At 56.9% G+C, this 12,168-nt stretch carries 12 protein-coding genes; 4 read left to right on the top strand and 8 right to left on the bottom strand.

All coding sequences use genetic code 11. The features are described 5' to 3' along the window. Nucleotides 1-88: 88 nt before the first annotated feature. Nucleotides 89-406, bottom strand: a complete 318-nt coding sequence (locus ACFSNN_RS39050; protein WP_377747558.1) for a hypothetical protein — start codon at nt 404-406, stop codon at nt 89-91. Nucleotides 407-533: 127 nt separating this feature from the next. On the opposite strand from ACFSNN_RS39050, the gene ACFSNN_RS39045 reads away from it, so the two are divergent. Beyond that, nucleotides 534-1,280 (top strand): TetR/AcrR family transcriptional regulator, encoded by a 747-nt coding sequence (locus tag ACFSNN_RS39045; protein WP_134465275.1) that lies wholly within the window; start codon nt 534-536, stop codon nt 1,278-1,280. Nucleotides 1,281-1,331: 51 nt separating this feature from the next. On the opposite strand, the gene ACFSNN_RS39040 is transcribed toward ACFSNN_RS39045, so the two are convergent. The 3 genes from ACFSNN_RS39040 to ACFSNN_RS39030 all read right to left on the bottom strand — a co-directional run bounded on the left by ACFSNN_RS39040 (nt 1,332) and on the right by ACFSNN_RS39030 (nt 4,606). Further along, complete coding sequence (locus ACFSNN_RS39040; RefSeq protein ID WP_134465276.1) at nt 1,332-2,318, bottom strand: LLM class flavin-dependent oxidoreductase; 987 nt, start codon at nt 2,316-2,318, stop codon at nt 1,332-1,334. A gap of 124 nt (nt 2,319-2,442) precedes the next feature. Continuing rightward, on the bottom strand, nt 2,443-3,513 hold the full coding sequence (locus ACFSNN_RS39035) for an alkene reductase (protein WP_134465277.1): 1,071 nt from the start codon (nt 3,511-3,513) through the stop codon (nt 2,443-2,445). Between the two features lie 49 nt (nt 3,514-3,562). After that, nucleotides 3,563-4,606, bottom strand: coding sequence for an LLM class oxidoreductase (locus tag ACFSNN_RS39030; protein WP_208949627.1), 1,044 nt, complete (start codon nt 4,604-4,606; stop codon nt 3,563-3,565). Between the two features lie 372 nt (nt 4,607-4,978). On the opposite strand from ACFSNN_RS39030, the gene ACFSNN_RS39025 reads away from it, so the two are divergent. After that, nucleotides 4,979-5,911 (top strand): nuclear transport factor 2 family protein, encoded by a 933-nt coding sequence (locus tag ACFSNN_RS39025; RefSeq protein ID WP_244323012.1) that lies wholly within the window; start codon nt 4,979-4,981, stop codon nt 5,909-5,911. A 129-nt stretch (nt 5,912-6,040) separates the two neighbouring features. Here the strand turns inward: ACFSNN_RS39025 and ACFSNN_RS39020 are convergent, their stop codons facing one another. After that, nucleotides 6,041-6,697: a DsbA family protein gene (locus ACFSNN_RS39020; RefSeq protein ID WP_134465279.1), complete on the bottom strand. Its 657-nt coding sequence runs from the start codon at nt 6,695-6,697 to the stop codon at nt 6,041-6,043. A 36-nt stretch (nt 6,698-6,733) separates the two neighbouring features. Then, entirely contained in the window at nt 6,734-7,447 is a 714-nt protein-coding gene (locus ACFSNN_RS39015; RefSeq protein ID WP_134465280.1) for a DsbA family oxidoreductase, read from the bottom strand. Nucleotides 7,448-7,745: 298 nt separating this feature from the next. On the opposite strand from ACFSNN_RS39015, the gene ACFSNN_RS39010 reads away from it, so the two are divergent. After that, nucleotides 7,746-8,963 carry an FAD binding domain-containing protein gene (locus ACFSNN_RS39010; protein ID WP_134465281.1) on the top strand — a complete coding sequence of 406 codons (1,218 nt, stop codon included), beginning with the start codon at nt 7,746-7,748 and terminating at the stop codon, nt 8,961-8,963. 304 nt (nt 8,964-9,267) lie between these two features. Here ACFSNN_RS39010 and ACFSNN_RS39005 read toward each other — a convergent pair whose 3' ends face one another. Further along, a complete protein-coding gene (locus ACFSNN_RS39005; protein ID WP_134465282.1) occupies nt 9,268-9,648 on the bottom strand; it encodes a cupin domain-containing protein in 381 nt (126 codons plus the stop codon). A 196-nt stretch (nt 9,649-9,844) separates the two neighbouring features. Here ACFSNN_RS39005 and ACFSNN_RS39000 point away from each other — a divergent pair, with 196 nt between their 5' ends. Beyond that, complete coding sequence (locus tag ACFSNN_RS39000; RefSeq protein ID WP_134465648.1) at nt 9,845-10,750, top strand: LysR family transcriptional regulator; 906 nt, start codon at nt 9,845-9,847, stop codon at nt 10,748-10,750. Nucleotides 10,751-10,861: 111 nt separating this feature from the next. On the opposite strand, the gene ACFSNN_RS38995 is transcribed toward ACFSNN_RS39000, so the two are convergent. After that, nucleotides 10,862-11,974 carry an alkene reductase gene (locus ACFSNN_RS38995; RefSeq protein WP_134465283.1) on the bottom strand — a complete coding sequence of 371 codons (1,113 nt, stop codon included), beginning with the start codon at nt 11,972-11,974 and terminating at the stop codon, nt 10,862-10,864. Between the last annotated feature and the right edge of the window lie 194 nt (nt 11,975-12,168).

Raw genomic sequence — 12,168 nt, 5'->3', positions numbered from 1 at the left:
CACCTGTCCAGCGGACCTGCGAACTTGCAAATACATGCTCGGCCTGCGCCAAAAAGCCGCGCGGGCAAATCAAACTGCAAATTTGGTTTCAGGCAAAGTTGACCATTTCGTCATGCTGGTATCCGAATAGCTCGTATGCCGCGACTCCCCGCGTCAATTTCAGGAGCTCCGCAACCACATCAACCTTCTCCGGATTCACTATCACGCCGTCGCCCATCGTCGTCGTCTTCTCAAGGTGCTCTTCCTCCAGGTCCACCGCGATAGTGATTCCAGCACCCAGTCGACCGCCCCACCACAATTCAACGCTGAGCGATCGCCAAACGACTCTCGACCGGTCAAACGACACATATTGTCGTCGACATCGATCAATAATCGTCTGATAAATTGTCGCTTCGAGACGTCCCACACAAGGCGCAGGTCATATCTCAGTGTTTACCCTGCCATCGCCGTCCCGACCAGCCGCTTTGCGTCGCCTGAGGTCCGTCGCTGTTATATTCTGGCTTAATGATCAGTCATTCAATAAGAGACACTACATGCCACGGCAGAAACCCATCGAATTGTCGTCAGCCTCGTCAACCAGCGAGAACCAGGTGGTACCGTCGTTGACTGTCACCACCGGCCGCCGCTTGGCACCTGAAGAGCGGGAACAGCAAATCGTCGACAAGGCAATCGACCATTTTGCAACACACGGCTTCTCCGGAAGTACGCGCGAACTCGCAAAGCAGATTGGTGTGACCCAACCCCTTCTCTACCGCTACTTTCCAAGCAAAGAAGCACTTATCGACCGCGTGTACAACGAGGTCTATCAATGGGATCCGGCATGGGAGAAATTAATCGCTGACCGCAGCATTCCTCTGCAGGAGCGACTGTGCACGCTCTATACAGCATATTCGCACGTCATCCTGCGCCGGGAGTGGATTCGCACGTTCATCTTTGCGGGATTGACACGGGAGGGCATCAATACGCGCTATCTGGACAAGCTGCGCGAGCGTGTCTTCCGCCCTGTGATGAATGAGATCCGCGAAACCTACAAGCTGCCGACACCGACCTCCGCCGCCGCTCAGGAAGCAGAGCTCGAGCTCATTTGGAGCCTGCACGCCAGTATCTTCTACATCGGCATGCGTAAATGGGTGTACGGGTTGCCCGTTCCCAGAGACCTGGATGCTCACGTGGAAAGGCAGATAGATGCTTTCCTCAATGGCACGCCCGCCGCCCTGAAGAAGCTGAACCAGACAGTCGCGCCCCGAAAGACTGCTACGCCCCGGCAGCGTCGCGCCTAGCATCCGTGGGTACTACGCTTCGCATGGCATATGGAGTCGCCTGATGCGACGCTATAGCTCAAGGAGTTCCTCCATGGACTCCGCAGCATACTGGTGCGACCGAAGCCGCGCCTGCGGATCGTAAATACGGCAATCAATCATCAGCTCATCAGCCTCTGTCAGAGCAACGATGTCGCGAATCCAGGCGCCAACCTTCGCCTTGTCGCCGGCGACCGTGCAGGCCATAACCTGATTCAAGACGGCACGCTCTTGGTCCGGCAGTCCCTGAACGTAGCCGTCCACCGGCTTGGGCAATTCGCTCACGCTTCCCACATGAAGGTCCAGCATCCACTTCCGATGCGAGCTTGCCAGGTATTCGGCCTCCTCATTCGTATCGGCCGCGAAAATGTTCACGCCTACCATGACATACGGTTCTGAAAGCTGCTTCGACGGGCGAAAGTTCTTGCGATAGTGAGCGATGGCCTGGTGCAGGAAGCGCGGAGCAAAATGAGAGGCGAACGCGTATGGCAGTCCCAGTGCTGCCGCGAGCTCGGCGCCGTACATGCTTGAACCCAGTATCCATAATGGCACGTTGTGCGGACCAGGAATCGCACGCACGGGCTGCTTGCCGTTGTCGGCCAGATAGTCCATGACTTCCACGACGTCCTGCGCGAAGTCGCGTTCTGGAGCGCCCCGCCTTAATGCCCGAACAGTCGGACCGCCGCTGCCCGGCGCGCGCCCCACCCCGAGATCGATACGCCCCGGATACAGACTATCCAGCGTCCCAAACTGCTCGGCAACAATCAGCGGAGAGTGGTTGGGCAACATGATGCCTCCGGAACCGACGCGCAGAGTCGACGTAACCGAGGCGATCTCGCTGATGATCAAGGAGGTGGCGGCGGAGCCTATGCCAGGCATGTCATGATGTTCAGCCACCCAGTAGCGCCGGAATCCATGCTTCTCGACATGCCGCGCCAATTGTCGCAACTCTTCCACTGCCTCGGCAAAATTTTTGTCCTGCCCGATCATCACCAGATCCAGTACAGACAAGCCAGTCATGAATACTCCGTTGATTGATATGTAGGCTGCGCGAAGCAAATCCACCCGAATGCCTAGCGCGAGCACTCCAAGCACGGCCGTTTGCGCCTGGACTCGAAAAATGAGCTACGCCGCCACACGTTCGTCAGATAGGGGGATAGTCAATGTACCCGTGCGTCCCGACACCGTAGAAGGCCTCGCGCTCTGCTTCAGCCAATGGCCAGCTGTGACGCATGCGTTCGACGAGATCAGGATTTGCGATAAACGGACGGCCGAACACAGCCAGGTCAATCTGGCCGTCCTCGAGGGCCTGTTGGGCAGTTTCCGCAGTGAATCCGCCTGCCATAATCAGCGTGCCTCGATAAGCTTCGCGGAACGCCTGTTGGAACTCAGGTGTCCCCAGATGACTCGCATGGATGTATGCCAGCCCCCGTTTCGAAAGCGCCTCGGCGAGGGCGAGCCACGTATCCTCTTCGCCGCTGAACGCGTGCAAATCGCTCAACCGTGCAAAGGGTGACACACGCACGCCTACACGCTCTTTGCCAATCGCTTCCGCGACCGCATCGACGGTTTCCAGCAGCAGACGCAGGCGGTTGTCTATTGACGCGCCGCCATACCGATCATCGCGTGTGTTAAGGCCACCGTTGATAAACTGCTCGAACAGGTATCCGTTTCCAGCATGGATTTCGACGCCATCGAATCCTGCAGACATCGCGTTACGCGCAGCGCCGAGGAAATCGGCGACGACACGCTGGATACCAGCAATCTCCAACGCCACCGGCTCGCTCGCCCCCACCTGCGCCGGTTTCCCTTCTGCGTCATAAGCCTGAACCATCGTGCCTGCTGCGCGCACAGCGACCGCAGACACAGGGGCTTGCCCAAATTCCTGCAACGACGTGTGCGAGACTCGACCGACATGCCAAAGCTGTACGAAAATTCGGCCCCCAGCACGGTGGACGGCATCGGTAGTCCGCTTCCAGCCCGCGATCTGCTCAGGAGTGTGAATGCCGGGCGTGCACAGATATCCTCGTCCCTGGGACGAGACCTGGGTGCTTTCGGTGATGATCAGACCGGCACCTGCGCGCTGTGCGTAGTAGACGGCCGCGTGTTCCTGCGGGATGGTGTCAATCGCACGCGCACGTGTCATTGGCGCCATGACGACACGATTGGACAGACGCAAGCCGGACAGATCGTAGGAATCAAAGAGGGATGGCATAGATGTTCTCCGACAACAAACGCGGTACCAAAGGTCAGCCCATGCGAATCTAGACGTGCGAGGGGAAATGCGGCAGCACGTATTCGCCAAGCTCGTCCAGGATCTCGGCATACGGCTGACGGCTGACCTTCGGGTTAAGCGCTATGTGCGAGACGCCCGCAGACTGTGCGACCTCAAGGTAGTCGCGCAATCCGTTGCGACCCGCGCGAAATCCACCCGGGATGCGCTGAAATGGCACATCGGGATCTTCCCTCAGGTCAAGATAGCCGCCCAATCCCAACGGTTTGTACGCATTAGCGCCGGCGGCAATGCGCACCTGTTCACGCCACTCCTCCCCGAGGTCAACCAGCTGATCCGGATTAGGTGCTACTGACAAAAATCCGTCCAGGTTGTGCGCAAGCCACTCGATGCTCTGCTGCGCCTGGCCCACGGCAATGGCGGGAACCCTCCCGAACCGAGCCTTGGGCACCAAGTCCAGGGTACCTGCCGATCCGCCGAATCGCGAAGACTGGAAGTTCGGAAAACTCTCCTCCGTCAGGGTGCGGAACACCGAGAAGGCATCACGGAAGCGCTCCCCTCGGGATTCAAAGTCAATGCCGAGCATCGGGTAGTCGCTATAGCGATCACCCGAGGACATGCCAAGCAACAGGCGTCCACCGCTGAGCTGGTCAAGCGAAGTAGCTTGCTTGGCCAGGTACATTGGCTCGCGCGTCGGCAGCACGATACCGGTAGTGCCCAAGGCGATGCTACGGGTCGCTGCGGCAAGGTATGCGATGTAGACCATCGGCTCGAATACCTGAGCGACATCACCATATTTCGGATCATAGAAGGGCACATCACGCATCCACAGCGCGCCGAAACCCAGCGCTTCAGCGCGTTGGGCCATCTGCATGTGACCTTGCATCGTCGGTGCCGGCCGTCCCCGATGTGTTTCCAGAGGCAGGATCAGCCCGATGGTTAGTGCACCGGGTTGAAACAGACGTTTAAAGCCAAGGTGTTTCTGTAGGCTGGCATGGGGTCTCGTCGATTCGGTCGGCGGCTCATGCGGTGGAACCCGTGCGATCGACGGTGCGGCACTCCGAGTCTGCGGCATCAAGGTGGTTGAGGCAGTCATTGCTAGTAGAAGCAGGAATTTTCGATGAGCATAGTTTTATTGATTCCTCGACGAAGATAAATCTGTCTGAGCGCCCTTCACCCGGTCCCCTCTTTCCCCAATCAGTTCGTTCATGGTCGTAGAACGTCGGAACGCGCTCCACACGCTGTTTGCATTGGTGACTGCGCAAGCTGTCGGCGTGCTTGCGTCGTTCGCGCAATGGTGCGTTGTCGTCCCCTCACAGGGGAAGGCTGTTCCACAGTCTTCCCCGTACTATTTGCTCCTGTTCATAGCCGCGACTTACGGGCAGCCACGACCTTCCGAGGAATGGAAGGTATGCGAAGGCCTGACGTCCCAACCAGAATCAACACCATGAGTTCCCGTCATCACCTCCTCGAACTTCTAGCCGCCTTCTGCGATACGTGGGCGGGCCGACCATCTGGACCGGCGGCAGACCTGTTTGCTGATATCGTCCAGTTGTCGAGCAGCCATCGGGGAAACGCGCAGAGGCGAGATGAGGTTCTCGCCTTGCTGCGCAGCGAATTCGCAGACTTCCAGTCCGTGAAAATTTCCTCGTCCAATCGCGTGTCGCGTGCTAACGGGCACGAGCGGATGGTCGGCGCATATGTCTATGGCGAAGCGCACAAGGCCTCCGGCGCCACAGAGAAACAGTCAGTTTCATTCGGCGGTCTGTTGATCCTCTCATTCGAAAAGCTGGCCGACCGGTTTCGCATATGTGAAGTTCGGTTCCAGCTCAACTGGGTTCGGGGCGATGCGGACGTACTCGCGAGTTGGAAGTTGCCAACGATGGATAGGGCCTGGAAACCCGGTGACCCGCCATCCGTCGTCGTCAGCGAACTGGATGCGCCCTGGCATCGTGTTCCTATCTCCGATCTCCCAATCAGCGGCGAAGATGCCATTGCCGAAGCGTGGTATCGCTATGCATGGGCACTGGATCAGGCCGACTTCGCGCTGTTCGGCGAATGCTTTAGTGAAGACGTGGAAACTGAACTCACACCGATGGGACGCATGAAGGGTCGTCGCGAGCTCGTAGCCACGCTCAAGGCATTTCGCATGCCTTGGCCCTGGATGAAACACTATGGTGAACCACTTCAGGTGGACATCCACCCTGACCGGAAGAGCGCGACGCTTGTACTCGGCCGGATCATGCCCGGACAGACACAGACGCCCGACGGAAAGCTGCTTTACGGCGCGCACTATCGCATTCAGGCGTTACAGGATGAGCAAGGTGCCTGGCGAATCTCACAGATGGAATACTTTCCCGGCTGGATCAGCATCGGCTGATGCCGGCTTAATCAAAGCCCGTAGCGCGACGAACGGTAGATATGTCGTAAGAGACCGGCAATGCCGGTCTCTTACGCTGCAGCTACGTCAGACTGCCTCGATGCGATGCAAACCACTGACCGAATCGTTTTATTCGACGTCACCCGAAACAAGCTCTTTTCGTAGCGACTCCTTAAACACTTCCGGTTTGCCGAAAAGACGACCGAGATGAAGCCTGCGAAGAACACCGTCTTTCTCGATCGCCAGCAACGGATAACCTTGACCGCCAAGCTTTTCCAGCAACACCCGTGTGTCGAAGAAGTGCCCGTCAAGCTTTGCGCTTGCGCGATCAAGTGCTTCGCCGAATTCGATCACATCGAGCCCAAGTTCCTCAGCGCTGCGGACAATCTCGTCACGCGTCGCAATCGGACGCCCGTCAACGTAGTATGCGACTTGCAGCTGCTTCAGCATTGACAGGCCAGCACCAGCTACCTCCTCCGCAGCAATCATGGCCGCAGTTGGAGGGCCTGAATCGAGCAACACGCTGTAATCAAACTGAGTCTTGTCCGTATAGTTCTGCCCGAACTTTTGACCACTCAACGCCGCAATCCGCTGTTCATGTGGCCGCACGAACGCTCGCCAGCCGCAAGACATCAATTGAGCCCGTTCTCCGGCGAGCATTCCGCCCGAGTGAGGAACCACCTTGATGCCGTCCATTTCGTTAGCGACCGTCAACAAAGGCGCGAGTCCGTAGCACCATCCGCAAAACGGATCATAGACATAGTGCAACTTCACATCGTTTCCCATCTCAGTTCTCCAGATAACACGTTCTAGGGCGGGCACTTACCCAATAAGCTGGCACGAACCATTCTCACAGCCATTAGCTTCGATACCATTTGCACTATCAGGCTCTGCTTTCCGAGCCTCGCTGCTAATCGCATCTTTCAGAACACTTGGCGGCTGGGCACCTTGTATCCGCGACTGGCCGATGATGAATGAGGGCACGCCTCGAACACCATCCTGTTGGGCATCCATCTCCTTGGCCACAACTTCCGCCTTGCCCTCGTCACTCAGAAGAAATACTCTCACTTCGCCACCATCGAATCCGACTCCGATAGCTACCTCGACCAGAACATCGACAAGCCCGATGTTTTCGCCGCGCGAAAAATAAGCCGCGAAAATCCCTTCGAACAACGCCTCCGCTCCTTTCGCGTCACCCTTGCGCTGCGCAAACACCATGAGTCGGTGAGCAAGCAGTGTGTTCGGTGTAACCGTTACCTTCTCGTAGTTGAACTCGGCCCCGACCGCTTTTCCTGCGGCCGTCACGTCCGCGTCCATGAGCAGCGAGCGATTCCAGCTGCCGAATTTCGTGGTCCGATATTCCTTGCGGTCCACCCCACGCGGCTGAAGCGACGGGTTGAGTTCAAACGGTACGTAGGCAATTTCAGGCTGATGCCCAGCGTCAACCTGCGCTAGCGCAGACTTCAGATTTCTGTGACCAATCCAGCACCATGGACAAATGAAATCGGATGTGACCTTAACGATAGGTCGTCCCATGATTCACTCCTTGTTGGTTTCGATGACCATAGATTAGAGGCGGGGGAACGCTCTTCAAATAGCATCGACGCGCAACTGTCCATTGCGTCGCATGCAAGGCCACAACGCATGTGAAGTGCGACGGAGGGCGGGGCAGATTTCGGTCGACGCTGACACGTTGGCTAGCGCAAGGCTGCGTGGCACGCAATGCTCCGTTGCGAGTGCGGTCCCTTCCCGGACTCACCTATCGCCCTTAACCTTGCCTCATCGCATCTTTATGCCGTGAACAGCACTCACGGACGCTATCGAGGAGCAATCCATGGAAACCAACGAATCCTCAGCCAAGGTGTTCACGAAATCGGAACGCATCACGGGCGCCGGCACACTGTCACAAATCATCCTTCCGGCCTCGCGCCGACCCAAAGCCATCGTAATCGGCGGCTCTCTCGGCGGCCTGTTTGCCGCTAACGCCATGCGAGCCATCGGCTGGGATGCCGAAGTGTATGAACGCTCGCTGTCGGCTTTGGACAGTCGGGGTGGCGGAATCGTTCTGCAGGGTGCCGTTTTGCAGGCGTTCCGCTTTGCGGGTGTGCCACGCACAGGAAATCTCGGCGTTCGATCTCACGACAGGATCTACCTCGATCGCGACGGGACAGTGCTGAGCAATCAGTACATGCCACAAACACAAACGTCATGGAACAAGCTGTATGGCGCGCTACGTCATAATTTTCCCGATGAGCAATACCATCGCGGTGCAAAACTGGTCGCAATCGAACAGGACCGGCATGGCGTCACCGCCATCTTTGCAGATGGAACCAGTGCTCACGGGGACCTGCTGATTGGGGCGGATGGCGGGAACTCTACGGTTCGTGAACTGATGCTGCCGACTATCTCGCCCCGCTACGCTGGCTATACGGTATGGCGAGGCCTGGTTGAAGAAAGCGGCCTGTCCCCGTCAACGGTTCCGAACCTGTACGAAAATTTTGTATTTCAGCAGGACGAGGGAGCGTTGATGTTGCAATACATGGTTCCGGGTGAGGACGGATCGACTGAAGTCGGGTGTCGCCGGTACAACTGGCTTTGGTATCTGAAGTCGGCGGTCGGGGACGACCTCGATGCGGCTCTGACCGACAGGACTGGCAAGCGACGCACGCACTCAGTTCCACCCGGAGAGCTCGCGCCCGCGCAAGAAACATGGTTTAGAAGCATGGCTGCACAGCGCGCAAATCCCGAGTTCCATGCGTTGATCGATAACACGGATGAAATCTTCGTGCAGGTAATCCAGGATCTCCAGGTTCCGCGCATGGTGTTCGGCCGCGTTGTACTGACGGGTGACGCGGCCTTCATACCCCGTCCACACACTGCAGGCAGCACCGCTCAAGCGGCAACGAATGCGATAACTTTGGCAAGTACACTTCATGGACAACGCGATATCACGGCCTCGCTTGCTAACTGGCAAGAAGGTCAAGTCCAAGACGGACTCGCGATTACCGAATGGGGCAAAAGCATGGGAAATAGAATAATGGGTATTGCTTGACAGCCGATGTGCCATTCTCAACCATTCACGTTGCGAGGAGTTCGCGAAGGGGCCGCGCACTCACGCATGGCGTTGAAAGAAACACCGCAGCAGCACTTAAAGCCACGAAACGTAATGTGACGACAGAGTCCCATCTGGCTCGCGGGGAGTTTTCAGTAGGGAACAGTGGGGAAAACCGTCGCGCATGCATCCGGATGAGCATGCTGTGCAAAACCGGGCTCGCACGATTGAGCGTTGCCCTCACATACTTGCGCCCGTGCCTCGGTATGTGTAGAAGCACAGGCGAGGCAGAACTCGTGAAGACCTACTTCTGCGGGGGGCCGCCCTCAAGATGCGTGTAGTGAATGTCGAAAGGCTTGTTCGTGATGAACAGGAACGTCACATCGTTGTCCGCCTGCGCGCCATGGCTCATTGTGGTTCCTTCGGGAAACCAGATAAAACTCCCTGGTCCGAACGCGCCCGCATCTGTCACCAGGATTCCATCCAGCACGTACATGCCGTGCGCACAGTTGTGCCAGTGTGAGACGTTGGTAAAGCCCGACTTGTAGCAGAGTTTCATGACTGCCATACCGGTATCTTCGTCCACAACGCAGGTCTTCTGTGGTATCCGGGCATTCAACTCCGGCACATCGATCATTTCCCACGGAATCCTGTTGGTATCGACTGTTTTCACGCTTTTGCCCATTTCACAACCTCCTGGAAGACTATCGTAAATTTCCCGTGGTCCGTCACTATTAATCGAATGATAACTTGAAAGATCTACGGCTTATGTAGTCGCGCGTGTTTCTCCGTATGTGTCCGCGAGTCAATAGGATATGCTATGGCAGGAAACCGCAGAATGCGTGTTCGACGCAACGCTTCATTGCAACAAGGGCAAAGACATGGACAAACTCTCTGCGATCCGGGCGTTCGTCGAGGTATCCGAGGCCGGTGGATTCTCCAGCGCTGCGAGGCGCCTCGAGTTGGCAGCATCCTCGGTCGTTCGATCCGTAGATGCCCTCGAGGAATCGTTGGGCACGGCACTTCTGAACCGGACAACGCGTCAGGTGACGCTCTCTGATGCGGGTGCGCTGTACTACGTCCGGGCGAAAAAACTGCTTGAAGATCTGGCCGACGCAGATTCATTGGTGTCTGATCGCGGCGACGAGCCCTCCGGACCGCTGCGCGTTTCGGTACCGGTCGTGTATGGATCTCGCCGGATTGCGCCACACATCACGACATTCCTCTCGCAGTATCCCAAGCTGGATCTGGACATGCGACTGAGCGACGAAACGGTCGACCTTGTCTCGGAAAGAATAGATGTCGCAATTCGACTTGGTGAAGCAGCACCGACCTCAGATATCGTTGCCCGACAGCTGGGAATATTCCGTCGATACGTTGTCGCCAGCCATGACTATCTCGATGCTCATGGAACGCCGCATGTTCCCGGTGACTTGACGAATCACAATTGCCTGCGCTTTTCATATAGTAACAACCAACAGGTATGGACATTTTCTTGTCCCGACGGAAAGACGAAAGTAGCCGTCAAGGGTCCATTGAGATGCAACAATTCCGAAGTGCTCCTTGAAGCAGTGAAAGACGGCGCCGGTATCGCACTTCTACCTGACTGGCTCATCGAGGCTGATATCCAGTCAGGAAGACTGTTGAAGCTCTTTGAAAACTACGACGTCACTCCCAACGACGCTCGGTCTGTGATTAGCGCACTTTATCTGCCGAATCAGCGGGGATCCAAACGGGTCAACGCGTTTATTGACCTTATTGCATCCCTCACCTGTCCATCCAGCTGACTGATCGGCAGCCGCCCTCAGCGCCCTCTCTGATTCGGCAGCGATATCGTTTCAGCCTGTCGCCCCTTTGGCCATCGACCGTACCGCTCGACATGAAAGCGACGTCAAACGCTAAGATGCGTCGATCTCGGAATACTCAGGAAAGTCGATGTATCCCTTGTCGGAACCGCCCCACCAGTCTTCCGGCACTGTTACCGGCGTCGATAACGGCAGCCCTTCCTTCAGTCGTCGGACCAGATCGGGATTTGAAATGAACGCACGACCAAACGCAACAAGGTCAGTCTGCCCGTCCTCGACGAGTCGCCGAGCTTTTTCCCCGTCGATTCCGCCATTGACGATGATGGTCCCCTTGTACGCCGGCCGCACAATATCAAGAAGTTCAGGAAGGTCGGGACGATCGAACCATCCATTGGTATCCGCGACGTGTACATACCCTACACCCAGTTCCTGAAGCATCTGCGATACATAGCGGTATGTCTCGAAGGGATTGGGATCGCGAACATTGTTGTAGTCCGCAAACGGAGAAATACGCACACCGATCTGGCCAATTGGAAAGATTTCCCTAACCTGCTCGACGACTTGCCGGAGGAACAGCGACCGCGCTTCGACCGAACCACCATATTCGTCAGTACGCTGGTTCGTTGTCCCCGATAGGAATTGATGAATGAGATATCCGTTAGCCGCATGAATCTCAACACCGTCGAACCCTGCAGCGCGCGCATTCTTAGCGCCTCTCCCGTACTCACGCACCGCTTCACGGACCTCTTCCGTCGTAAATGCTCGCGATGGTGTCGCCAGAATTCGCGTATACGACCCGTTCTGCAAACGAGCCCACACGTGCAGCATGTGAAGGTCGTCGTTGACCGCCGAAGGTGCCACCGGCGCCTCGCCATGCAAGAGCGCAAACGAACTTGCACGTCCAGTGTGCCAGAGTTGGGCCACGATTCGACCACCGGCTTCGTGCACCTTGGCAACAACCTTCCTCCAGCCCTCCGTCTGCTCATCCGTGTGCAGGCCAGGGGACGATTGGAAGGATTGGGACCGCGTCGTAATGTTGATTGCTTCCGAGACGATCAGTCCGGCACTCGCACGCTGCGCGTAGTAGCGCGCCATCGAATCAGTTGGCTCGTCATGTTCACCTGCCCGTGCCCGTGTCAGCGGCGCCATCACTATACGGTTGGATAGTGTCAGACCGCCAAGTTCGAAAGGATTGAACAGCTTCATTGGAATGCGTTCCTTTTCGCGTAGAACAGATTCATCGAGACACACGTTTGTTTCCAGCGCCATGGGTTCCCAGCTATCGATCTGAGAGACGCTTGATTCCGGTAGTTAGTTGTTCAACAATGACCTCGACGCACTCTCTTAATGACATTCAGTGAGGACCGCACCGCTCTGCGCCTTGACGCTCGACAGTCACC

This window comes from Paraburkholderia dipogonis, from assembly GCF_042680985.1.
Classification (GTDB): domain Bacteria; phylum Pseudomonadota; class Gammaproteobacteria; order Burkholderiales; family Burkholderiaceae; genus Paraburkholderia; species Paraburkholderia phytofirmans.
The sequence above is the reverse complement of the archived record's forward strand: the minus strand, read 5'-3'. Positions and strand labels throughout refer to the sequence as shown.

What these genes read in the sequence shown, in the direction of transcription:
- ACFSNN_RS39045 (WP_134465275.1), top strand. Translation starts at nt 534, where the DNA reads ATGCCACGGCAGAAACCCATCGAATTGTCGTCAGCCTCGTCAACCAGC.
- ACFSNN_RS39040 (WP_134465276.1), bottom strand. Translation starts at nt 2,318, where the DNA reads ATGACTGGCTTGTCTGTACTGGATCTGGTGATGATCGGGCAGGACAAA.
- ACFSNN_RS39035 (WP_134465277.1), bottom strand. Translation starts at nt 3,513, where the DNA reads ATGCCATCCCTCTTTGATTCCTACGATCTGTCCGGCTTGCGTCTGTCC.
- ACFSNN_RS39030 (WP_208949627.1), bottom strand. Translation starts at nt 4,606, where the DNA reads ATGCCGCAGACTCGGAGTGCCGCACCGTCGATCGCACGGGTTCCACCG.
- ACFSNN_RS39025 (WP_244323012.1), top strand. Translation starts at nt 4,979, where the DNA reads ATGAGTTCCCGTCATCACCTCCTCGAACTTCTAGCCGCCTTCTGCGAT.
- ACFSNN_RS39020 (WP_134465279.1), bottom strand. Translation starts at nt 6,697, where the DNA reads ATGGGAAACGATGTGAAGTTGCACTATGTCTATGATCCGTTTTGCGGA.
- ACFSNN_RS39015 (WP_134465280.1), bottom strand. Translation starts at nt 7,447, where the DNA reads ATGGGACGACCTATCGTTAAGGTCACATCCGATTTCATTTGTCCATGG.
- ACFSNN_RS39010 (WP_134465281.1), top strand. Translation starts at nt 7,746, where the DNA reads ATGGAAACCAACGAATCCTCAGCCAAGGTGTTCACGAAATCGGAACGC.
- ACFSNN_RS39005 (WP_134465282.1), bottom strand. Translation starts at nt 9,648, where the DNA reads ATGGGCAAAAGCGTGAAAACAGTCGATACCAACAGGATTCCGTGGGAA.
- ACFSNN_RS39000 (WP_134465648.1), top strand. Translation starts at nt 9,845, where the DNA reads ATGGACAAACTCTCTGCGATCCGGGCGTTCGTCGAGGTATCCGAGGCC.
- ACFSNN_RS38995 (WP_134465283.1), bottom strand. Translation starts at nt 11,974, where the DNA reads ATGAAGCTGTTCAATCCTTTCGAACTTGGCGGTCTGACACTATCCAAC.